The 21,302-nt window shown below is 49.4% G+C and carries 22 protein-coding genes and 1 pseudogene; 10 read left to right on the top strand and 13 right to left on the bottom strand.

What is annotated here, in order from left to right; all coding sequences use genetic code 11:
* Positions 1-587: 587 nt before the first annotated feature.
* On the bottom strand, positions 588-1,805 hold the full coding sequence (locus tag SIK97_RS20685; RefSeq protein WP_004206589.1) for an aminopeptidase P family protein: 1,218 nt from the start codon (positions 1,803-1,805) through the stop codon (positions 588-590).
* Positions 1,806-1,891: 86 nt separating this feature from the next.
* Positions 1,892-2,845, bottom strand: coding sequence for a LysR substrate-binding domain-containing protein (locus SIK97_RS20680; RefSeq protein ID WP_004206590.1), 954 nt, complete (start codon positions 2,843-2,845; stop codon positions 1,892-1,894).
* Positions 2,846-3,000: 155 nt separating this feature from the next.
* Here SIK97_RS20680 and SIK97_RS20675 point away from each other — a divergent pair, with 155 nt between their 5' ends.
* From SIK97_RS20675 to SIK97_RS20655, 5 genes are read left to right on the top strand one after another with little or no spacing between them, the layout of a single operon-like run.
* Complete coding sequence (locus SIK97_RS20675) at positions 3,001-3,849, top strand: transporter substrate-binding domain-containing protein (protein WP_004206591.1); 849 nt, start codon at positions 3,001-3,003, stop codon at positions 3,847-3,849.
* Positions 3,850-3,872: 23 nt separating this feature from the next.
* Complete coding sequence (locus tag SIK97_RS20670) at positions 3,873-4,544, top strand: amino acid ABC transporter permease (RefSeq protein WP_004206592.1); 672 nt, start codon at positions 3,873-3,875, stop codon at positions 4,542-4,544.
* Entirely contained in the window at positions 4,541-5,203 is a 663-nt protein-coding gene (locus tag SIK97_RS20665) for an amino acid ABC transporter permease (protein ID WP_004206593.1), read from the top strand. The genes SIK97_RS20670 and SIK97_RS20665 overlap by 4 nt, the downstream gene beginning before the upstream one ends.
* Before the next feature lie 4 nt (positions 5,204-5,207).
* A complete protein-coding gene (locus tag SIK97_RS20660) occupies positions 5,208-6,026 on the top strand; it encodes an amino acid ABC transporter ATP-binding protein (RefSeq protein WP_004206594.1) in 819 nt (272 codons plus the stop codon).
* Positions 6,023-6,988 (top strand): DMT family transporter, encoded by a 966-nt coding sequence (locus SIK97_RS20655; protein ID WP_004206596.1) that lies wholly within the window; start codon positions 6,023-6,025, stop codon positions 6,986-6,988. The genes SIK97_RS20660 and SIK97_RS20655 overlap by 4 nt, the downstream gene beginning before the upstream one ends.
* 67 nt (positions 6,989-7,055) lie before the next feature.
* Here the strand turns inward: SIK97_RS20655 and SIK97_RS20650 are convergent.
* Together SIK97_RS20650 and SIK97_RS20645 are read right to left on the bottom strand one after the other, a co-directional pair.
* Positions 7,056-7,172: pseudogene (locus tag SIK97_RS20650) on the bottom strand (transcriptional regulator); the annotation flags it as partial.
* A 71-nt stretch (positions 7,173-7,243) separates the two neighbouring features.
* Complete coding sequence (locus tag SIK97_RS20645) at positions 7,244-7,378, bottom strand: hypothetical protein (RefSeq protein WP_260454499.1); 135 nt, start codon at positions 7,376-7,378, stop codon at positions 7,244-7,246.
* Positions 7,379-7,471: 93 nt separating this feature from the next.
* Between SIK97_RS20645 and SIK97_RS20640 the strand changes: the two genes are divergently transcribed.
* Positions 7,472-7,834, top strand: coding sequence for a hypothetical protein (locus tag SIK97_RS20640; RefSeq protein WP_155961277.1), 363 nt, complete (start codon positions 7,472-7,474; stop codon positions 7,832-7,834).
* A 4-nt stretch (positions 7,835-7,838) separates the two neighbouring features.
* Here the strand turns inward: SIK97_RS20640 and SIK97_RS20635 are convergent, their stop codons facing one another.
* From SIK97_RS20635 to SIK97_RS20615, 5 genes are all read right to left on the bottom strand, one after another.
* Positions 7,839-8,639, bottom strand: coding sequence for a site-specific integrase (locus tag SIK97_RS20635; protein WP_049594000.1), 801 nt, complete (start codon positions 8,637-8,639; stop codon positions 7,839-7,841).
* Between the two features lie 220 nt (positions 8,640-8,859).
* Positions 8,860-9,393, bottom strand: coding sequence for a hypothetical protein (locus SIK97_RS20630; protein ID WP_057173949.1), 534 nt, complete (start codon positions 9,391-9,393; stop codon positions 8,860-8,862).
* Positions 9,386-10,195, bottom strand: a complete 810-nt coding sequence (locus SIK97_RS20625; RefSeq protein ID WP_004206600.1) for a hypothetical protein — start codon at positions 10,193-10,195, stop codon at positions 9,386-9,388. The genes SIK97_RS20630 and SIK97_RS20625 overlap by 8 nt, the downstream gene beginning before the upstream one ends.
* A complete protein-coding gene (locus SIK97_RS20620) occupies positions 10,192-11,112 on the bottom strand; it encodes a FitA-like ribbon-helix-helix domain-containing protein (RefSeq protein ID WP_004206601.1) in 921 nt (306 codons plus the stop codon). The genes SIK97_RS20625 and SIK97_RS20620 overlap by 4 nt, the downstream gene beginning before the upstream one ends.
* Before the next feature lie 590 nt (positions 11,113-11,702).
* On the bottom strand, positions 11,703-12,677 hold the full coding sequence (locus SIK97_RS20615; RefSeq protein ID WP_004098971.1) for a sensor domain-containing diguanylate cyclase: 975 nt from the start codon (positions 12,675-12,677) through the stop codon (positions 11,703-11,705).
* 636 nt (positions 12,678-13,313) lie between these two features.
* Here SIK97_RS20615 and SIK97_RS20610 point away from each other — a divergent pair.
* Entirely contained in the window at positions 13,314-14,222 is a 909-nt protein-coding gene (locus tag SIK97_RS20610; protein ID WP_004098969.1) for an HNH endonuclease, read from the top strand.
* Between the two features lie 387 nt (positions 14,223-14,609).
* Here SIK97_RS20610 and SIK97_RS20605 read toward each other — a convergent pair whose 3' ends face one another.
* The 4 genes from SIK97_RS20605 to silR all read right to left on the bottom strand — a co-directional run bounded on the left by SIK97_RS20605 (position 14,610) and on the right by silR (position 17,934).
* Positions 14,610-14,960, bottom strand: a complete 351-nt coding sequence (locus tag SIK97_RS20605) for a DUF305 domain-containing protein (RefSeq protein ID WP_057173948.1) — start codon at positions 14,958-14,960, stop codon at positions 14,610-14,612.
* Between the two features lie 143 nt (positions 14,961-15,103).
* A complete protein-coding gene (silE, locus tag SIK97_RS20600; protein ID WP_000790483.1) occupies positions 15,104-15,535 on the bottom strand; it encodes a silver-binding protein SilE in 432 nt (143 codons plus the stop codon).
* 250 nt (positions 15,536-15,785) lie between these two features.
* Positions 15,786-17,261 (bottom strand): copper/silver sensor histidine kinase SilS, encoded by a 1,476-nt coding sequence (gene silS / locus SIK97_RS20595; protein WP_000555737.1) that lies wholly within the window; start codon positions 17,259-17,261, stop codon positions 15,786-15,788.
* Complete coding sequence (gene silR / locus SIK97_RS20590) at positions 17,254-17,934, bottom strand: copper/silver response regulator transcription factor SilR (RefSeq protein ID WP_000697969.1); 681 nt, start codon at positions 17,932-17,934, stop codon at positions 17,254-17,256. Before silR ends, silS begins: the two co-directional genes overlap by 8 nt.
* A 189-nt stretch (positions 17,935-18,123) precedes the next feature.
* On the opposite strand from silR, the gene silC reads away from it, so the two are divergent.
* The 3 genes from silC to silB all read left to right on the top strand — a co-directional run bounded on the left by silC (position 18,124) and on the right by silB (position 21,297).
* Positions 18,124-19,509 (top strand): Cu(+)/Ag(+) efflux RND transporter outer membrane channel SilC, encoded by a 1,386-nt coding sequence (gene silC, locus SIK97_RS20585; protein WP_023292107.1) that lies wholly within the window; start codon positions 18,124-18,126, stop codon positions 19,507-19,509.
* Positions 19,510-19,537: 28 nt separating this feature from the next.
* A complete protein-coding gene (gene cusF, locus SIK97_RS20580) occupies positions 19,538-19,891 on the top strand; it encodes a cation efflux system protein CusF (protein WP_057173947.1) in 354 nt (117 codons plus the stop codon).
* Positions 19,892-20,004: 113 nt separating this feature from the next.
* Positions 20,005-21,297 (top strand): Cu(+)/Ag(+) efflux RND transporter periplasmic adaptor subunit SilB, encoded by a 1,293-nt coding sequence (silB, locus tag SIK97_RS20575; protein WP_004098959.1) that lies wholly within the window; start codon positions 20,005-20,007, stop codon positions 21,295-21,297.
* Positions 21,298-21,302 lie beyond the last annotated feature (5 nt).

Genomic DNA, 21,302 nt, shown 5'->3' with positions numbered 1-21,302 from the left:
GAATGGTTATCATTACAATTGGAAATAAAATTGTTTCCAATAAACATTTTTAAAATGTTGTTTTTCTAAGTGTTATAAGGTAGGTATAAAATGGGATGGATCCTATGCTTCTGGCATCTGTCGGTCAGAATGACATCATGATGTGGTCTGCTATTATTGACATCCTCCCCGCCCTTTAGGGCGGGGAGGATGTCAACTATGAGTGTTGCCTGAAATGTCGCCAGCCCCCGGTACAGCAGAAGTATCTCGGGCTTTCTGCGTTTGCTCCTGGTGGGTATGGCCCCCGCAAGCGGGGGTTATTGCTAACTGTCGTTTCAACAAAAAGTAACTTTTTTCACTTTGCCCCTCAGTACAAATTAGGGGCTTGCCGCGGATGTACCATGCCTGAATATCTTCGAGTGATGATTTGGTGCGGCTTTGTTGAATAAATCAGATTTCGGGTTCCACCTGACTGACCTGCTGCCAGAGCGGGGCGTGATGCTCCGGCACGGTCTGCCAGCCGGATGCAGCCGAACAGAGACGGTGCGATGCCATCTGCTGCTCATTATTTTCTTATCAAGGCGCAGCACAGGAGTCATTCGGCATGCTTATATATTAGCTGCAATAATATTATGCTCAGGACCATAGGGGAAATGAGTTATGTTCTCTGCTGCCATTTCGGTTACGACCAGGATATCGTGTTCGCGGTAACCACCGTGCCCCGGCATGCTCTCCGGCAGCATGATCATCGGCTCCATCGAGACAACCATTCCTGGTGCCAAAACGGTCTCAATATCCTCGCGCAATTCTAAACCGGCTTCACGACCATAATAGTGACTCAGTACGCCGAACGAATGACCATAACCAAAGGTCCGGTACTGCAGAAGACCATGCTCGCGATAAATTTCATTAAGCGAGGCGGCAATGTCGCAACAACGTGTGCCTGGACGGATTAACTCCTGCCCACGGCGGTGCACTTCGCAGTTGATCTCCCAGCAACGTAGTTGCTCATCGCTGGGCTGACCGAAGAACAGTGTTCGTTCCAGCGCGGTATAGTAGCCGGCAATCATTGGAAAACAGTTCAGCGATAAAATATCGCCTGCCTTGAGACGACGGGATGTCACCGGATGGTGTGCTCCATCAGTATTCAAGCCAGACTGAAACCACGTCCAGGTATCACGCAATTCAACATGCGGCAGGCGTTTCGCGATTTCCCGGGTCATCGCTGACGTGGCCGCCAGTGCGATTTCATACTCGGGAACATTTTCGGCAATCGCCTCGATACATGCCGCACCCCCGAGGTCGGCGACCTGGGCACCAAATTTAATAAGCGCGATCTCTTCGGCAGACTTAATCATGCGCATACGCATCGTCGCCGGGGCAATATCAACAAACTCTGTCTGGGTTAAGTAATGACAAAATTTAGCACGCTGTTCGATCGTCACATGGTCGCCTTCAAGGGCAATCCGCCGGCTATCATCAGGAACCACTTTGCGCACTGCCCGGTAATAGTTATCACGCTGCCAGTCCGTGTAAACGATATTTGCACCGTAGCTACGACGCCATCCCTGGCCGCCATCGATATTGGTGGTAATTAAAAATGACTGGCTCGGCGTCACCACCAGGGCATACTGGCGTCCAAAGCTACAATATAAAAAATCGCCGTAATAATTAATATTATGAACCGAGGTTAAAATAACTGCATCAATGCTATCTGCCTCCATGATGGCGCGTAATCCTGACAGTCGGCGCTGCATTTCATGGGTGCTGAACGTTCCTTTTACTTTTTGTCCATTAGCTAATTCAATAATATCTGGCATGCTCATGATAAACTCCGTTGTTGATAATGGCGTGTTGTCATCATCTGGAAAACGATATCTTGCGACAAACGGAGATTATTAATTTGTCGTCATTAGCTGGCCTTATGCAGTGTATATTCACTGAGGATTTGCTTGCGTTCTGCAATATGACGCGCGGTTTCCTCCGTCAGCCAGTTGATCAACGCCTGAACGCGTGGCCGTTTCTCATTATTACGCGGACAGGTTAACCACACCTGTCCGTCTTCGACGATATCTGTAAAAGGGCGTATCAGTGCGCCATTGCGAACCTCCGTTGCACACAAAGAGTGACGACTTAAGGCGATCCCTTGTCCGGCGCAGGCGGCCTGGAGCACGAGGTCGGCACGGGAAAAGCCGGTTCCAGCCTCAACATCCAGGTCATAGAGCCCGAGGCGGGCAAAATAAGATCGCCAGTGGGTGCTATAGGCATTTTGCGGCATGGAATCATGTAGTAAGCGTAAACCGCAGAGATCGCTGTAATTTTTCAGAGGTCGGTTTTTCATCAAATCCGGGCTGATCACAGGATAGATCACATCATTGAACAGGTGTCGTTGAATTAAATTTTTATCGTCAACCCAAAAAGGAGTAATGGCGATATCGACTGCGTCAGATTTAAAATTGGCGGGTGTCATATCGGCATCAATTTCCAGACTGACAGGGTAGTGCTCATAAAACTGATGTAATCGGGGAAGCAGCCATTTGGTTGCAAAGGACGGCATAACCCGAATCTTTATGGTGCCCTCAAGAGTTTCTTCACCGGTTTGGTGCAGCGTGGTTTCAAGGATGGAAAATGCCTGACGCACCCCGATAAACAGCTGTTCACCCTGCGGGGTTAAGCGTAACCCTGCGGGAGTCCGGTGAAAGACAAGATAGCCAAGATGTTGTTCAAGTAATTGAATTTTCTGGCTTACCGCACTCTGAGTAAGAAAAAGTTCCTGCGCGGCACGGGTAAAACTAAGATTACGCGCCGCGGCATCAAAGTAGCGCAAACCGTCCAGGGACGGCAAACCTGGTTTAGGTTGCATCATCGGTTTCTCTGTTGCTAAATAACCTGCAATAAGCACTATTCATGCCAAAGGCACCATTAGCCGTGCTAATAGTTATCAGTTAGAAACCACCGTTTGTCGCCGCTAAGAGAATGAATAAATATTATCAGCGTCATTCAAATTCGCGGAGAAATCTCATGAAAAATAAACTGTGGCTGTTACTGTCAATGTCTGTCATACAACTTTCACCATTAATGATACCCACTGCCCAGGCTGATTTGCTGGATGATATTAAGCAAAAAAAAGAAATAGTGATTGCCACAGAAGCGCGCTATGCCCCTTTTGAAATGCTTGAAGATGGCAAAATAGTCGGTCTGGGAAAAGATATTCTCACGGAAGTCATGAAGGGATTACCCGGGGTGAAAGTGGTTCAGCTGGATATTCCATTTCAGGGGATTTTACCCGGACTGGAAAGCAAACGATTCGACTTTGTGGCAACCTCTTTAACCATCACCCGCGATCGAGAAGCTAAATTCGCCTTTACCGCTCCCTTTTCTGACGCCAGCGTAGCCATTCTGAAACGCAAAGGGGATAGCCGTATTAACAGCGCCAAAGATCTCCAGGGCATGATTGTCGCCAGTCAGGCCGGGGCGCCGCAGATTGCTGTGCTAAAAGAGTATGAAGCATCGGTACTTAAACCCACCACCGGTCACGGCGTTAAAGAAATAAAAGCCTTTATTGATTATAACGAAGCTTACGCGGCATTGGCGGCACATCGTGTTGACGCGGTTGTGCAATCGCTGCCGAACCTCGCGCCGTTGGTGAAAACACGTGGTGATACGTTTGAAATTGTACGCCCGCCGTTTGGCCCGGCCACCTGGTATGCATGGGCCGGAAGAAAAGATGCGGATAGCGCCTCACTGGTCAAATTTGTCAGCGACGGCATTGTGCAGTTGAATAAATCGGGAAAACTGGCGCAGCTACAAACCAAATGGCTGGGTTTTTCTATGGCCGTTCCAGAGCAAGTTCCAACCCCGGCAAACTAATTTGATGGATACTGGAGGGCAATATGTTTGATATTTCGGTGGTGTTTCCCTATTTCCCTCAGCTATTAATCGGCGTGCTCAGTACTCTGGCTGTATCACTGAGCGCAATTTTCACAGGATTGATCCTCGGTTGGTTAATTTGTCTGGGGTTAAATTCTCCGCAGCGTCTCGTGCGCTGTTTTTGCAAAATCTATGTCAGTTTTTACCGTGGCACGCCGTTACTGGTCCAGTTGATATTAATATTTTATGCTTTGCCGGCCGTGGGGATCACGCTTTCGCCATTGCTGGCGGCGGTTGTTGCCCTCTCATTAAATACCGCGGCCTTTCAGGGGGAGATTCTTCGGGCCGGTTTTAACATGTTACCCAAAGGCCAGCTGGAGGCAGCACGAGATTTTGGCTTTTCAGCGGCGCAAACCCTGTTTTATATTCAGATGCCGCAGGTGTTGCGTACCATGATGCCGGCATTGATTAATGAAACCATTGATATTATCAAAAATTCGGCACTGGTCTCGGTGGTGGCGGTCCATGAGTTGATGAGAGTGACGCAAACGTTGGCCTCAACCACCTATCGGCCGCTGGAGTTTTATACGGCATGTGGGCTCCTTTATTTCCTGACCTCATGGGGGCTGAGTATCGCTGGCGTCAGGTTAGAGAAAAACCGCTCATCTTCGGCTAAAAGGGTATTAGCAAAATGAATGTTGAGATACTTTTTACCTATAAAGATGCCATCGCCGCCGGTATTTTAATGACCCTAAAAATGAGCCTCGGCGGTATCCTGCTGGGGCTGGCGATCGGTCTGTGTTTTTTTCTCCTCGAAAGACAAAAACCAGCGCTACTTAATGTGATATACCATACATGGATTAATGTTTTTCGCGGCACGCCGTTACTGGTACAGCTATTTTTAGTCTTTTATGGTGGGCCCTATATTGGTATTAACCTCGAGGCCCAACAGGTCGGAGTACTGTGCCTGGGCTGTTATGGTTCCGCTTATTTTTCGGAAATATTCCGTGCAGGTCGCAATGCTGTCTCTGGCGGACAAAGCGAAGCGGCGGCAGACCTTGGTTTAAGTCCGTGGCAAATATTTACTTTCATTGTCTGGCCGCAAATGTTCGCGAGAATTATCCAGCCACTGATTGGTCAGAGCGTTATTCTGGTAAAAGAGTCGTCGGTGCTGTCGATTATTACGGTTGGTGAACTCACCAATACCGCCATGGCCATTGCCAACCAGACCTATGCGATGGTTGAAATCTACTCCTTAATGGCCATTGTCTATTGGGGAATCGCGATCGGTATCTCCCGTTTGGGTAATAAAATAGAGCGTCATTATTCTTATTCTCAATTAAGCCGAGGTTAATAGTATGCGTGATTATGCTATTGAGATTAACAGCCTCAATAAATATTATGGCGAAAACCATGTTTTACGTGGCATCAATGTCAGCATTACTCCCGGAGAAGTCATTTGCGTGATTGGCGGCTCAGGGTCGGGTAAATCCACGCTGTTACGCTGCATTAACTTTTTGGAGGATTACAGCTCCGGCAGCATTGTGGTGAATGGCGAGTGCGTCGGCTATGAACCACTCAGCGGCGAAAAACGCCGGCGTTTAAGCGACAAGGAAAACCGTAAGGCATTACGCGACGTCTGTATGGTCTTTCAGCAGTTTAATCTGTGGCCGCATATGACGGTACTCGATAACGTAGCCACGCCGTTGCGACGGGTTAAAAAGGTCTCCCGTGAAGCAGCCTACGCCGAAGCGAAAAAGCAGCTGGCGCGGGTTGGTCTGGCAGACAAAGCCGATAGCTGGCCCGCGATGCTATCCGGTGGTCAGCAGCAGCGCGTTGCCATCGCCCGGGCATTGACCATGAAACCCGCCATTATGTTGTTCGATGAACCGACTTCAGCGCTTGATCCGGAGCTGGTCGGGGAGGTGCTAAAGGTCATCCGAAATCTTGCCGATGATGGTATGACCATGATGATTGTGACCCATGAGATGGGGTTTGCCGCAAAAGTCTCCGATCGTGTGCTGTTTCTTGCCGATGGCTGCATTGAAGAGCAGGGACCGCCGGCGCAACTGTTCCATCGGCCGAAAAGCCCGCGGCTGCAGTATTTTTTGTCGTCGTGGAGTGAGCGTCAGTCGGGGACGAGATTACCTGAAACGGCATTTCAGGAGTCAGCATGAAGCTGGGGATTATATTTGGCGCCCTGGCTGGCGCATGCTGGGGATTCATCTTCCTGCCACCGGTACTGCTACCCGAGATCTCACCACTGCTGTTAACCTGCGGTCGCTTTGCTACCTATGGAATACTGGCGGCAATATTACTTATACCTCAATGGCGCAACATTGCCCGCGTCTGGCATCATCGCGATCTGCTGACGCTGATCCGTCTTTCGCTGATGAGCAATGTCCTCTATTTTCTGCTCGTCGCGGTGGCCGTAAAGCAGGTCGGTATTGCCGCGACATCGTTAGTGATAGGTTTAATTCCGGTGATGGTTCCGGTGCTTGGTCGCAGGGACCAGCATGCGCCGCCCTTCAGGCAATTATTGCTGCCGATGGCGGCTATCATTGCCGGAGTGGTGCTGATTAATCTGCATGCGCTACAAACATCCTCGCACCAAGTTACAGAAGGAAAACGGCAGATGCTGGGGATGCTTTGTGCCTTCGCTGCATTACTGTGCTGGAGCCGTTACGCTGTCGAGAACTCCCGCTGTCTGAAAAACCTCCCTTACAACAGCAACCAGTGGTCGCTCCTGATAGGCCTGTGTACGGGATGTATTTCGGTACTGCTGTGGCTCGTCGCCAGTATATTCAGGTTTTCTGCAGTTGACTTGTCGTTACCGGAACACACTCAAACGCTCTTTTGGATAACGAACATGATGTTAGCCGTGGTCTCCTCATGGCTGGGATATCTGGCGTGGAATCTCTGTTCCCGGCGTCTTCCGGTATCACTGACAGGGCAGATGGTGGTTTTTGAAACCCTTTTCGCGCTGCTATATGGTTTTATCTATTCACAGCGCATTCCGGATCTGCAGGAAACTGCCGCCATTTTACTGTTGCTGGGCGGGGTTCTGGTCACGGTACATTACCATCAGCTCAGCCGTCGCGGCTACGCAGGTAATAGTCCGGAAGTCAAGGGTAGCTGATGATGGCTTAATCAGATTCGCGTACATGTACAGAATGTATACTGCACAAATTCACTTAACAAATCATTCAGCGCTCTCCGTACAGACAGCGAAGTCCGGTCAGGGCCCCGTCCAAAGAACCCTCTTCACATTTCGTGGTGAATTCCCGGACCAGTGTCTCAAACGCCTCAGCCGTCAAGAAAATTCACAGCCAGCCCCGGTATCCAGTTGCTGCACATGCAGTGAAAGACCACACGGTCGTGGCCTTTACAGAAACTACCTCTGATTTACCGGGATGGTTGCAGCGTAGGCCCGCAGGGGAGCATCAACATTACTGACGAGCGCTTCCGCCACTTCCGTCAGTGTCTGGGTAGCCCCGAGCCGGGCGTCCTCCACAGTGTAGCAGTGCATGGAGCAGGTTCCTTCCCGGAAGCGGAACCCCAGGCCGAGTACATTGTTGAGAAAAACAACGGGGGCGCCATAGCCCGGATCAGGCACCAGAATGTGACCATTACAGAACGGCAACTCAAACTGATCGAACTCGCCTGCCGGCAGCGCCTGCGTATTCTCTGTGCGAAGGGTCAGCAGCACCTGACTGTGTCCTTTCTGGCCGCTTTCATCCTGAAACACTGCGACCCGGCTGTAAACGCCCACCGCATGCGCCTCGCTGAGACCATTCGCCGGCGCCTTGCCCATGACTTCGCGCAGCTGGTTGATCTGCTGATAATAATCCTGCCGACGATACCAGGCTCCCCAGAAACGCGCGATACTGGCCCAGAAGGCTTCAATCGTCTGTTCATCACGACCGGCGACATCGCAGAACAGGTGGATTTGCCCCTATATTTCCAGACACCTGTTATCACTTAACCCATTACTGGCCCGCTGCCGCAGATATTCCCGTGGGTTGTTTCATCAGCGCTACCGCATCGGCTTCTGGCATGGCGAACTGCACACGATGGCGCGCCGCGACATCGAGCGCAAACACCTTCGTATAGACCTCCGTCGAGCTGATTGATTTGTGGCCAATCAGGCTCTGCAAAACCTTCAGTGGTATGCCGGCGTACAGCATGTGCATCGCGTAGGAGTGACGGAACGTATGGGGGGTCACCGGGACTGAGAACTTCACCCCGTCGGCCGCTGCGGCTTCCACCGCTTCACTAAGCCAGGTGCGGACGGTACGGTCTGTTATCTCCCAGATACGAGCCTTCTCCATTCTGCCGGAGCGCTTGTTACGTCTTTCCAGCGGAATTTTCAGGGTGGCCACCATCATCTGCAGCTGGCTGACGTAGTGGTGATCGGAAAGCGGAACCAGACGATGGATCTGACTGCCTGCGGGGGCACGACCTGCCGTCCTGGCCGCTTTCTCGGTGCGCTGCTTGAGCGTGGCCAGCTGTACGAACGGATACGGCGGCGCCAGCGAAAAATCCCCCCGGGTCAGCGCCAGCGCCTCGTTGATACGCGCGCCGGTGTTCCAGAGGGTTGCCAGCAGCATCTTGCGGTGCAAATCGGGCACATAATGGAGCAGGGCGCTGACTTCCGGCGCCAGCAGGTATTTAGGTAGCTCATCCTGAATTAGTGCCATCTGGCGCAGGGCGAGGGCGGCAGGGTAATCGATGGACACCGGCAAATGTGGTGCTGAATAATGTTGAGGCTGGTTAATGAGGCCCGTCATAAGTCTTTATTCTCTATCGGTGGAGCAAGGACAAAATGCTAAGTCATGTCCTTCTCATTTTTTTCATGTATTTTCGCAATTATGCATACGGCAAGCACTAGCCCACTTTGATTACGGTGACGAAGGATTTCTCTTTGTTCGCAGTACTGCTTCCACAAGTTTCGTGGTGCAAACCAGTGACTTCTGGTACCTTTCATTTCAGGCATACCGTTAAGTTTTCTTAGTTTTGCCGCCAACAGAAAAGCCTTAATTCCCAGTCTGGTTGCATAACGACGACGCCAGAAAAAAACTCGGTCAAATAAGGTTCTGCATCATTTTCACGCTCGATACTGAGGGCGTTACGCGATTCTGCCAGTTGTACGTCCAGTTCACGAATACGGAACATAAGGGGTGGCGGAAGAGCCCTCCAGTCCCCCGTAATAGCTGAGAAACTGATAGAGGGTATATCGCTGTCAGCCGAAGCGATGCCGCTTTCATCCTCCTTTTCACCATAATCCCAGGCAGCCGCTACGCAGTCCTCCCCAAAGCGTTCAAGCTGAAAAATAAGCTCAGTGGAAATAAAATATCGTTCCCTTTCAAGCTTATCCTGGGCAACTTTCATCTCATGGCGTTGCCGCTCTGCAGCAGCCCGGGCTTCACGCTCAAGTGCATAACGATGATTTACCTTATTCACCACAAGTGCAGCGCCGAAGGCCAGTACCCCACCCGCCAGAGTTGAGATCACCGGCAACCATTCAGAAAAGCCTTCAACCATGTTTATTTCGTCCTGATAATCTCTCGAATAACCAGCAAGGTATCCAGATGGGTGACAGGATAACCGCAGAAACGCCTTTAATCAGCAGCACATCCCACTGTCGTTCTGTCAGAAACTTAATACGTTCTGCCTGGTGTAACCTAATCTCTTTCAGTCTCTTAAGCTCCCGGTTTTGCTCATTTCTGACACAGACCAGCTCGCCCACCCCCTTGTGTACAGGGACGGCCGTCAGGGGCGAGTGACGACCTTTAGGCAGCTGAAGGTCACTCACACGCAATGGCAGAGACTGTCGCCCACCTTCCCGGAAACGAAAACCAACTCCGTGCCACAGGCTGTCCCGCCTTGTCATGTTTTCCGGATTTACTTCATCGTTAGGGGAAATCCATATACTCTTGACTGGAGTCTCTGCCGGCAGAGTTCTTGCCCAGCAGATAAGCTGCTGCATTACCCATGAGCCAACACCTCGTCCCTTTATTACCTTTTCCAGTATGAAATCCGGTCCAGTGAGATCCAGTTCCGGGGTGCGATCCCAGAGATCTGACGTATAGCGGGCAACAAACGTCTGCTCCTTCCCCCATCCTCCGCCATTCCAGAAAAGACTTATCTGACATTCGCGGCCGGCCAGCGTACGGGGACCGGAATAATTCTCCCCGTCAGGGTGGTACCAGGAATCTTTCAGAGTCCGGAGGGCGACGACAGTACACTCCTCAAATAACTCCCCTTCGATGCGGACCTCAGGAAGCGTCAGCAGCCAGGCATTGTTCCCGGCATCAACCTGAATATCTGCCTGTACATTGGTCAAACCGTTTCTCCTTTGTCTGGCACGGTTCCGGGAAACGGAATGGCCGCGATTTCTTTCAGCTCATAACCGAAATCGGTCATCCAGGCCGGGCTTTCACCACGGAGCATATCGATTAGCCAGCGAGATGGGGAACGGCGTATGAGGCGCTGGAACCAGACCGGATGATGTTGCCCGGCGGCGTCCCAGCCGCTTTCCAGTCCCTCACCATCCTCAAACTCATAGGCGTCGAGACGCAGTGATGAACACGATGTTTTGATAAAAATGAGGAAGTCCTGCAGTTTACCTCTTCCGGTTCCGCCCATGCCGTCCCCCAGTACAAACTCGGCACTGACAGCCCCCAGGGAAAAATGGCCGTCCGGTGACTGACGCAGACACAGCAGGGTGGCATCATGGCGCCCGCCGCAGATCCGCATCAGATCAAAGCGCCAGCCTGTCATGTCCTCCTGCGGCAGGAAGAAGTCGTGGTAGTTATCGCCGAGAGAGCGAACCGGGAAAGGTCTGCCACAGCCTGTCAGCAACCAGTCGGCACTGGCATCAAAGCGCACGGCGATGGTCTCTGCCAGTGCGACAGACAGCTCCTGACGTCCCTCGCTGATATCCATAAGCAGCCCCGGAGAGACTTGCAGGAGACGAGCAGCCCGGACCAGCTCCGGCACCCCGGTCCGGTTGTCACGGGAGTACTCCTGGAAATAATTGTCCGCCTGAAGTTTTTCCAGCAGGGTGAGAAACCGTTGTCCGGTTTCCTTCAGCCAGGATTCCCGTAGAGAAAGCCGGCGGGCAATCTGCTCGGGAGGCGGATAAGTCGCGGCAAGTGCCAGGCGGATCTCCCCCTCCATCGAGCGTTCATTTTTCATCGCTGACTGCTCAATGCGTGCAAACAGCGCATCGTCAACATTTCTGGCCTGGATCTTCGCCATGACTCCTTCCTTATGCAAAACGTATTCAGGGCTGGTAAATGGTCTTTGAAGTAAACATGAAACCTGATTTACCGCTATAACAATAAATGTATACATTATGATTCATTTTGTACACAAAGGAAGAAATCAGCACATGACAAGGCATAAAACAGTCACGCGGCTAAATTACCGGATGGCCGTTTCCGGCAGATCCGATTTTTTTGCGTATAACAACTTTCCGGAAGTCTGCCACTGTCTGGGAAAAAGCAAAGCGGCAATATCGGCCGTTGAGCAGCAGGTCACGAATAGGGTGCGGAATACAACATATAGCGTCACTGTCATCTGAAAACACCACTACATCTTGTGCTTGTGTTGCCGGGCCGCTGTGCGCCGGTGGGGTTCGCAGAGATCCGGAACTAACAATTTTCGGATCTGAGGAGAACTGAAGAAGGATTATTGCAGCATATTCATAAAAAAAGGGTGATTATTGCGATAAGGGAATTATTGCACCATGAGCAAATATAAATGGATTTATATGTCATGAGGTTAAATATATTAATCCTGTCGTCCTGCTGAACCCAGGGTCAGGGGATCAGCCGGGAAGGATAGCGTCACGTTTCTGTTTTCCGCGACAGGGTCTTTCTTTTTTTCTTCAGGTACATCACTTCGTCACATTTACCGATCATCTCCGCCAGTGTCGTATAATGGTCTGCGTTATTGATCAGTTCGCCAAAGGAATAATTGATGTTGTAGGGCTTGCCCGAGGTGTCATTGTAATGATCGAGACTGGCACTCAGCGCGTGCAGATAAGACTGAGTGTTACCGTTTCGCCGGATCAGGGCGGCAAACTCATCCCCGCCGAGGCGGCCTGCTATTTCGCCCGGTTCGAGGTGCTGATGTAAAAAGCCGGCAAAGATCTTCAGCACCTCGTCACCCTCAGCGTGTCCCCAGAGATCGTTAACCGGTTTGAACCTGTCCAGATCGAAATAGATGAGGCTGAACGACGCATCCTGCCGGTTCATTGCGCGGAAGAGTTTTTCGCCGGCGCGGTAAAACCCGCGCCGGTTGGGAATGCCCGTCAGGCTGTCCGTCATGGCCATGCTGATGGCCTCGAATTCGTCCTCCACGATACAGGCCAGGTCCCGGAGGGACGCAATGTCCTCATCCGTGAAGGCGCGGGGAACGGTGTGGATCAGGCACAGCGTGCCGGCCACCGTGCCGTCCGGCAGGCTCACCGGCTGGCCGGCGTAGAACCGGATGTGTGGCTCACCGGTAACCAGGGGATTATCGTGAAATCGCGCATCGGCAGCCGCATCGTGAATGATAAAAGGCCCTTCCTGCAGAATGGCGTGCCCGCAGAACGAAATATCACGTGGAGTTTCGCGCACGCCGACGCCCTGGCAGGCGAGGAGCCACTGGCGCTCGCGATCCAGCAGGCTTATCAGAGCCACCGGGACCTGAAAGGCTTTGCGGGCCAGCCGCGTCAGGCGTTCAAAACGCTCATCGTCACGGGTATCAAGAAGGCCGGTAATATACAGGGACTTCAGCCTCTGTTCTTCATTCTCCGGTATACCGGGTGCCTGCATGTAATCTCCTGGTATGTACAAAGTATATATGCAGATGAAAAGGTGTTTGGATCTGACTGAGTGTAATTATAGTTCACGACTTATCTGCCAGCGGCTGAACTTCAGGTACAGGAATTCACGTTTATCACTCGTACCAGACTCTCCGGAGGACCAGGGGAATGACCGGGTCTGTTACGGTGAGGGAATCTGTAAACCTCAGGATTTTTGCCGGGAAAGTACGTATAACTGCTATCTTGATTAGTAAATGTTAAAATTTGTAGGTATCCACCCGTTAAACAAAATGATTAATATTTAAAAATACTCGTTGAACACCCGTGCCGTAATAATGAAGTACATTAAAAACGTTATCCGGTCATGTGAAGCTGAGACCGTCTCTTCGTCATGTAAAATGCCGTACTTTCTTTGTCGTGAAGAATGACCGGGTTAAGTCCATAAGGTTGAGAGGAAGTCTGCAGATGTGATACGCTCAAGGCGAGATTTATCTCAGTGAGAACTCACGGCAACAAAAAGTTTTTGGACAACAAAACACAAAGTTGTTTTGGACTGTAGGAGTCCAAGAGACAATGACATTACATACAACGCCGTGTAACGGATTTTACATTATTACAAAGCCTGTGTTACAAGAGAGTTATGGACATGATTGAAAAAATATGTGAAGTAATTGATGGTGAATACGTCTGTGATATAGATATTAGCGTTGAAGAATGGAAGATTTTATTAAGGGATAAAAAAGTTTTTGATGACAAAAGTATTGCAGCGTTAAAAAAATGGTTCATTGAGCCAGACCATTCCTGTACATGTTTCGATATCGGCAAGAAGTACGACCTGCACAGTATGAGTGCTAATGGTGTAATCAATGGGTTGGGTGGAAGAGTTCAGAAGCAGCTTGGCCGATTCGAGGTTAAAGGAGTCGGAAAGATTGCTTCCGGGACAAAATTCATTACAGTCATGAAAAGTAGAGAAATTAAAGGAAACCCAAAGCGAAATTTATGGACTATCCGTGAAGAACTTGTTCAGGCAATAAAAGAACTAGATTTTTTTAGTACGAACGAAAGCTCAAGCATTGATTTTTACTCAGATAATGATTTGATCACTGCTCTAGAAGAAAGTAATCACTTTGACGTTACTCAGACATTTGAGTATAGCGAAAAAGCGAAACCTAAGAAAGCTGCAATAGAAGTCAAAAATGGACTCTCATACCCAAGAAGTAAATCTGTTTCAAAAAATGCGCTTAACAAAGCTGATTATAAATGTGAAATTAATTGCGACCATCCAACGTTCAGAAGGCGAAACTCTCCTCTAAATTACACAGAACCTCATCACATTGTCCCGATGTCAAAGCAAGACTATTTTGAGAATTCACTGGATGTGGAAGAGAATATCATATCACTATGTTGCAACTGCCATAAACAAATTCATCTTGGCAAGGGGTTTGAAGATATGTTGAGGAAAATATATGCCGAGCGGAAAGATGTATTAAAAAAAGCGGGAATCGAGATATTATTAGAGGATTTGATTCTTTTTTACAAGATGGAAGATAATTAATCTTCGAGAAGATGCATGCTTATTTTTATTTTTTTAGCAATGAATGTGAAATACTGCCTGACTATCAATCCTGTCATGTGGTTCAGATTTATGGGGGAGGATTTTAATATTTAACCAGCATGGCATGTCGATCAATCGGTTAAGTATAGCGCCAGGTAACCAGACGGATTTTCCCTCTCAGGCGGGAGTCGTTATCCATCGTCCAGTACCTGATTAAAAGTAGGAGTAATTACAAGAAAATTAAATTGTATGACTATTATTTCCGTTCAGAAAAGAAAGTTACATTAAAAACCCGAAATTATTCGGGTTTTTAATTAGTTAAGTGCTATATATTTTCGTGTCCGGGGGTACCCTAAGAGGGTGCGCAAGACAACACTCCAGTGTTCATTATTTATGACTGTCAAGCCATTTATTCATCTGCTCAATTTCACCTTTTTGAGCTTTAATGATGTCCTGCGCAAGCTTTCTCATTTCGGGATCTTTTCCGTATTTGAGCTCGGTCTCAGCCATTGCGATTGCCCCTTCATGGTGTGCGATCATACCTTTTGCAAAGGCCTTATCGGGATTGGATTCATTAACGGCGTCCATCATTTTTTCATGCATATTTTTCATGCCAGCCATATATTCCTGTGATGATGCCGATGAGTGCATATCTGACATTTTCATTTCCGAATGTTCAGCAGAAATGGCTGGCAGGGATAACATTAATATTACAAAAAGGGTGTTTTTGATTTTCATATAATAATTCCTTTCAGACAGGTACCGGTTAAGTGTAGCTGAGTCAGACAAAAAAGCCCCCTGACGGGGGGCAAAAATGTAGCAACGTTGTTTCAGGAAAATCTATCAGGGAAAAGGTAACAGCACGGATACTACCGTCGCATTCAGCCTGCATTGATCATGCGGCGGTGCGCTTCGGCCATGGCCTGATGTGGGCCGGATTGCCCGTTATTCATGAATTCATGGGCAACCGCTGCTCTTTCATGCTCATTCATCGCCGCGTAAGACGTTGACGGGACGGTCGTGGATACCGTGTTATTTCCCATCATCTTCTGATGACTTTCCACCATTTTCTGGTGCGCATCCGCCGAGCCGTTCGTCATGGTCTCATGAGCAATAATGGCCTGTTCATGCTGGTCCATACCGGTCATACGAGGAGCAGTCCCCTGGATCCCGACAGGAGCCGCAGCAGACTGCATCTGGTGAGCAGGAGCCTGTGCATTGTTGACGCGATCATGGATATTCACGGTTTCAGTGGCCCAGGCCGATGAAATTAAACCAAAGCCCAGCAAAGATGCTAATACGATATTTTTCATGATAACTCTCCATTTCTGAATTAGTGATGTCCGGGGAAGTACAACCGGTGTTTTCAGTTCCATAACTGAAACAAGTTCGGCAGCGTTTATTTCTCCGGAAGAGGGCTGGATATTCATTTCCTGGCGTACTCTGACGCCGGGTATTGATGAAGCAATCCAGCCTTCCTGATAAGTTGCACTAATTATATCGAATGGCTTCTGTTTGCTGCATGACAGGCTAATGACATCTTTGTCATTTACATCTTTATTTTCAGCATTGGGTTTCCGGGATCATTTTCTCCAGTCTGGGCACGGATAAGATAAAACGCGTGGAGCGTACGTCTGATTCCACCTGCACTCTTCCGTGATGTGCTTCCACGATTGACTTCACAATCGCAAGGCCGATGCCGCTGCCTTCTCCTTTTCGTTGTCTGGATGGATCCACCCGATAAAAACGGTCAAACAGCCTTGATAAATGTTCTTCAGGGATCGGTTTCCCCGGATTTTCAATCACAAGGTCAAAAAAGCTCTCCTGCTCTCTTATTGAGACGGTGATTGCCTGTCCCTCCGGGGTATAACGCAGGGCATTGGATAACAGATTATTGATCGCCCTTCTGAACATTTGTGGATCTCCCTCAACCAGGCAGGGCATCCCGTTAAATTTGAGCGTGATATTGCGTTCTTCGGCCCAGGCTTCGAAAAACTCGAAGACTTTCATGACTTCCGCTCTGAGGTCAAACATGACCCTGTCAGGTATCAGCTGATTATTATCTGCCTGTGCCAGGAACAGCATATCGCTGACCATTTTGGTCATCCGGTTATACTCTTCAAGACTGGAATAGAGGACATCCTCAAGTTCCCTCTGTGTTCGATCCTGACTCAGTGCGATTTCAGTCTGCGTCACCAGATTGGTGATGGGCGTTCTGATCTCATGCGCGATATCGGCAGAGAAATTGGCCTGGCGGGTAAAGACATCCTCAATCTTTCCAATCATATGATTGAACGAGATAACCAGTTGCTCCAGCTCAATGGGAACGCGTGTCGGTTCCAGTCGCGCATCAAGATTCTCGGAGGTGATGTTTTTAATGGCATTGCTGACATTACGAAGGGGCAGGTGCCCCTGACGGACAGCGATTCGAATGATCAGAACAATCAACAGGCTTATCACGACGGCAATCGCAATCAGGTTCTTTTTCAGCGCATCGAGGTAATGGAGATGGAAATTAATGGATAGGCCAGTCAGCATGACATAGTTCTGCTGTTTGCCCTGAAATATCGCCTGACCAGAGGAGGCGATAATCCTGTATGTTTCCATCTTCATTTCGGACCCGGTATCCATCGGTCCCGCAGGATCCTCCACCGTCCAGAGAAAGACATCCCGTGCGCGGCTGTGCTCGCTAAAATCTGCTGAATTCACTGCCGGGCGTAGTGCCGCCCCCTGAGCTGAGCTAAAGAGCACTTCACCCCTGGGATTGAGGAGCAAAAGGGCAACGTTGCGGTAGCTGGCAATTGATTCCTTTATTTTGCTTATTTTTTTATCATCCGGATCCACCGGGGACTGCAGTATACGGTTCAGTGTGGTGCTGATTTGTTGAAGATCGCTGACATCCTGCTCGGCAAAATGATTTTCAACAGAATGCAGCATAAACCAGGTGAAGGCGATAAAAGCCAGTATCGTGGACAGGCTGATAAAAAAGGTCAGCCGCAGAGCGAGTGAGAAAGGGCGTCTGGAAGGTTTGCTATGCATCCGGGACCTCCAGCATGTAGCCCACACCCCGGACTGTCTGGATCAGCTTTGTCCCGTAATCGTTGTCTATTTTAGCGCGGAGTCGCTTTACTGCGACATCGATCGCATTAGTGTCGCTGTCAAAATTCATGTCCCAGACCTGAGAGGCAATCAGGGAGCGGGGAAGAACCTCTCCCTGATGGCGAATGAAGAATTCCAGCAGGCTGAACTCTTTACTGGTGAGCACAATGCGGTTTCCGGCGCGACTGACTTTTCTGGATACGAGATCAATCGAGAGGTCAGCCACCTTAAACTGGCTTTCCGTGATCATCGTGTTTCCCCGCCTCAGAAGGGTTCTCACCCGGGCGAGCAGTTCGGCAAACGCAAAGGGTTTAACCAGATAATCGTCCGCACCCAGTTCCAGTCCTTTGACCCTGTGTTCGATCGTGCCGAGGGCTGTCAGCAGTAAGACCGGCATACCCTTTCCGGCAGTGCGCAGCATGCGGATGATATCCCAGCCGTTCACATCAGGTAGCATGATATCCAGAATGACTAAATCATACTCGGCTGTCATGGCGAGATGATATCCGGTAAGACCATTATCAGCGTGATCCACTACGAACCCTGCCTCTGTAAGCCCTTTGCTGAGATATTCACCTGTTTTAATTTCGTCTTCGACGATCAATATTTTCATCTTGCTCCCCGGCTGGCTGCTAATGTCATTTTATTGCTCCCACGATCGTTATCAACGGATTACAGCAAAAATGACAACATTGTCATTATCCTGTCACCCGGCAAACAGAGAGCGTTCGGTAAAGTATCCCTATCAATACTCTGGATTTCGTTTGAACCATTTACCAGGTCTGCCTGTACGAGAAGCGTTATGTTCAAATTAAAATTACTCAGCATCAGTACCATATTCATCCTGGCTGGTTGTGTTTCTCTGGCACCTGAATATCAGCGTCCGCCAGCTCCGGTTCCCCAGCAGTTTTCATTGTCTAAAAACAGTCTGACGCCTGCGGTAAACAGCTATCAGGATACGGGCTGGCGAAACTTTTTTGTCGATCCCCAGGTCAGCAGGCTGATCGGTGAAGCCCTGAATAATAACCGTGATTTGAGAATGGCTGCCCTGAAGGTTGAAGAGGCCCGGGCCCAGTTCAACGTCACGGATGCAGATCGTTATCCCCAGCTGAATGCCTCATCCGGGATCACATACAACGGTGGTCTGAAAGGTGACAAGCCGACCACACAGGAGTACGACGCGGGTCTGGAGCTCAGCTATGAGCTCGATTTTTTCGGCAAACTTAAGAACATGAGTGATGCTGACCGCCAGAACTACTTTGCCAGCGAAGAAGCCCGTCGGGCCGTACACATCCTGCTGGTCTCCAGCGTTTCACAGAGCTATTTCAGCCAGCAACTGGCGTACGAACAACTCCGTATTGCGCGGGAAACGCTGAAAAATTATGAACAGTCCTATGCTTTCGTTGAGCAACAGCTCGTGACCGGGAGTACGAACGTTCTGGCACTTGAACAGGCGAGAGGACAAATCGAAAGTACCCGCGCCGAAATAGCCAAACGAGAAGGCGATCTGGCTCAGGCAAACAATGCCCTGCAACTGGTGCTGGGAACGTACCGCGCACTTCCGTCAGAAAAAGGGATGAAAGGCGGGGAGATCGCACCAGTAAAATTGCCACCAAATCTGTCGTCACAAATTTTGCTGCAGCGACCGGATATTATGGAAGCGGAATATCAGCTGAAAGCGGCTGATGCCAATATTGGCGCAGCGCGAGCGGCCTTTTTCCCCTCCATTACCCTGACCAGTGGTCTTTCCGCAAGCAGTACGGAGCTGTCAAGCCTGTTTACGTCAGGAAGTGGAATGTGGAATTTTATCCCTAAAATTGAAATTCCTATTTTTAATGCTGGCAGGAATAAAGCCAATCTGAAGCTGGCTGAAATTCGCCAGCAACAATCGGTGGTTAATTACGAACAAAAAATTCAGTCAGCCTTTAAGGATGTTTCCGACACGCTTGCGCTGCGCGACAGCCTTAGCCAGCAACTTGAGTCACAGCAGCGTTATCTTGATTCACTTCAGATAACTCTCCAGCGTGCCAGAGGATTATATGCAAGTGGTGCTGTCAGTTACATCGAAGTGCTGGATGCAGAACGTTCCCTCTTCGCTACGCAGCAAACCATTCTCGATCTTACCTATTCCCGACAGGTTAACGAAATTAATCTGTTTACCGCGCTGGGTGGCGGTTGGGTAGAGTAAATTTATTTAATTAATCAGGAAATTAAAAATGCGTAATTCACTTAAAGCCGTTTTATTTGGTGCCTTCTCTGTCATGTCTTCTGCCGGTCTTCATGCTGAAACACATCAGCATGGCGATATGAATGCTGCCAGTGATGCTTCGGTACAGCAGGTTATCAAGGGCACCGGTGTCGTTAAAGACATTGATATGAATAGTAAAAAGATTACCATTTCGCACGAAGCAATCCCTGCTGTGGGCTGGCCTGCAATGACCATGCGCTTCACTTTTGTTAATGCAGACGACGCTATCAATGCCCTGAAAACCGGCAACCATGTCGATTTCTCGTTTATTCAGCAGGGCAATATCTCCTTACTCAAAAGCATTAACGTTACGCAATCCTGATTATCAGTCCGGAGCGAATACATCCAGTGCGCCTGAACATTCATTAAGGGATTACTGTGAATGAATGATCGGGCGCATATGCCAGGTGTTTTGATTTTTCAGCGAGAAATTGTATGGCTTCTTTAAAGATAAAATATGCTGCAATAATTATCAGCAGCCTCATAGCAGGGGGGCTGATATCGGTTACTGCCTGGCAGTATGTAAACTCATCACAAAAAACAGTACAAACCGAACAAAAGGCACCGGAGCGAAAGGTACTTTTCTGGTATGACCCGATGAAACCGGATACCAAATTTGATAAACCCGGAAAATCTCCCTTTATGGATATGGACCTGGTGCCGAAATATGCTGATGAAAGTGGCGATAAAAGCAGTGGCGGGATCCGTATCGATCCAACGCAGGTTCAGAATCTGGGATTAAAAACGCAAAAAGTCACGCGAGGAATGCTGAATTATTCCCAGACAATCCCGGCTAATGTCAGTTACAACGAGTATCAGTTTGTCATTGTGCAGGCGCGCTCTGACGGTTTCGTCGAAAAAGTGTATCCCCTGACGATTGGCGATCATGTGAAGAAAGGCACTCCGCTTATCGATATCACCATTCCTGAATGGGTTGAGGCACAAAGTGAGTTCCTGCTGTTATCCGGTACAGGCGGTACGTCAACCCAGATAAAAGGGGTTCTGGAGCGACTTCGTCTGGCTGGTATGCCGGAAGAGGATATTCAAAGGCTGCGTTCAACCCGCACAATCCAGACCCGTTTTACCATTAAAGCACCTATTGATGGTGTCATTACTGCGTTTGACCTGCGCACCGGCATGAATATTTCGAAAGATAAAGTAGTGGCTCAGATTCAGGGGATGGACCCGGTCTGGATCAGCGCTGCAGTGCCAGAATCTATCGCATATCTGCTGAAAGATACGTCGCAGTTTGAAATTTCGGTACCGGCTTATCCGGATAAAACATTCCATGTCGAAAAATGGAACATTCTTCCCAGCGTGGATCAGACAACCCGTACGCTTCAGGTCCGTCTCCAGGTTTCTAATAAGGATGAGTTTCTCAAGCCGGGCATGAATGCCTATCTGAAACTGAATACCAAGAGCCAGGAGATGCTGCTGATACCAAGCCAGGCCGTTATCGATACCGGCAAAGAACAGCGCGTGATTACTGTTGATGATGAAGGCAAGTTTGTGCCGAAACAGATCCACGTTCTGCATGAATCACAGCAACAGTCCGGCATCGGTTCCGGCCTGAATGAAGGCGATACCGTGGTGGTCAGTGGCCTGTTCCTCATTGACTCCGAAGCCAATATTACGGGCGCGCTGGAACGTATGCGCCACCCTGAAAAAACAGAAAGCAGTATGCCAGCAATGTCTGACCAGCCTGTAAATATGCATTCAGGGCACTGAGGAGA

This window comes from Klebsiella sp. JN_Kp126 (assembly GCF_033843325.1).
In the GTDB taxonomy this organism is placed as follows: domain Bacteria; phylum Pseudomonadota; class Gammaproteobacteria; order Enterobacterales; family Enterobacteriaceae; genus Klebsiella; species Klebsiella michiganensis.
The sequence above is the reverse complement of the archived record's forward strand: the minus strand, read 5'-3'. Positions and strand labels throughout refer to the sequence as shown.

Bases quoted from the DNA above. Each gene is read 5' to 3' on its own strand.
- SIK97_RS20680 (WP_004206590.1), bottom strand. From the start codon at position 2,845: ATGATGCAACCTAAACCAGGTTTGCCGTCCCTGGACGGTTTGCGCTAC.
- SIK97_RS20660 (WP_004206594.1), top strand. From the start codon at position 5,208: ATGCGTGATTATGCTATTGAGATTAACAGCCTCAATAAATATTATGGC.
- SIK97_RS20675 (WP_004206591.1), top strand. From the start codon at position 3,001: ATGAAAAATAAACTGTGGCTGTTACTGTCAATGTCTGTCATACAACTT.
- SIK97_RS20610 (WP_004098969.1), top strand. From the start codon at position 13,314: ATGATTGAAAAAATATGTGAAGTAATTGATGGTGAATACGTCTGTGAT.
- silB (WP_004098959.1), top strand. From the start codon at position 20,005: ATGGCTTCTTTAAAGATAAAATATGCTGCAATAATTATCAGCAGCCTC.
- SIK97_RS20685 (WP_004206589.1), bottom strand. From the start codon at position 1,805: ATGAGCATGCCAGATATTATTGAATTAGCTAATGGACAAAAAGTAAAA.
- SIK97_RS20665 (WP_004206593.1), top strand. From the start codon at position 4,541: ATGAATGTTGAGATACTTTTTACCTATAAAGATGCCATCGCCGCCGGT.
- SIK97_RS20655 (WP_004206596.1), top strand. From the start codon at position 6,023: ATGAAGCTGGGGATTATATTTGGCGCCCTGGCTGGCGCATGCTGGGGA.
- SIK97_RS20630 (WP_057173949.1), bottom strand. From the start codon at position 9,393: ATGGTTGAAGGCTTTTCTGAATGGTTGCCGGTGATCTCAACTCTGGCG.
- silR (WP_000697969.1), bottom strand. From the start codon at position 17,934: ATGAAAATATTGATCGTCGAAGACGAAATTAAAACAGGTGAATATCTC.
- cusF (WP_057173947.1), top strand. From the start codon at position 19,538: ATGCGTAATTCACTTAAAGCCGTTTTATTTGGTGCCTTCTCTGTCATG.
- SIK97_RS20605 (WP_057173948.1), bottom strand. From the start codon at position 14,960: ATGAAAATCAAAAACACCCTTTTTGTAATATTAATGTTATCCCTGCCA.
- silE (WP_000790483.1), bottom strand. From the start codon at position 15,535: ATGAAAAATATCGTATTAGCATCTTTGCTGGGCTTTGGTTTAATTTCA.
- SIK97_RS20635 (WP_049594000.1), bottom strand. From the start codon at position 8,639: ATGACGGGCCTCATTAACCAGCCTCAACATTATTCAGCACCACATTTG.
- SIK97_RS20615 (WP_004098971.1), bottom strand. From the start codon at position 12,677: ATGCAGGCACCCGGTATACCGGAGAATGAAGAACAGAGGCTGAAGTCC.
- SIK97_RS20645 (WP_260454499.1), bottom strand. From the start codon at position 7,378: ATGCACTGCTACACTGTGGAGGACGCCCGGCTCGGGGCTACCCAGACA.
- SIK97_RS20620 (WP_004206601.1), bottom strand. From the start codon at position 11,112: ATGGCGAAGATCCAGGCCAGAAATGTTGACGATGCGCTGTTTGCACGC.
- silS (WP_000555737.1), bottom strand. From the start codon at position 17,261: ATGCATAGCAAACCTTCCAGACGCCCTTTCTCACTCGCTCTGCGGCTG.
- SIK97_RS20670 (WP_004206592.1), top strand. From the start codon at position 3,873: ATGTTTGATATTTCGGTGGTGTTTCCCTATTTCCCTCAGCTATTAATC.
- silC (WP_023292107.1), top strand. From the start codon at position 18,124: ATGTTCAAATTAAAATTACTCAGCATCAGTACCATATTCATCCTGGCT.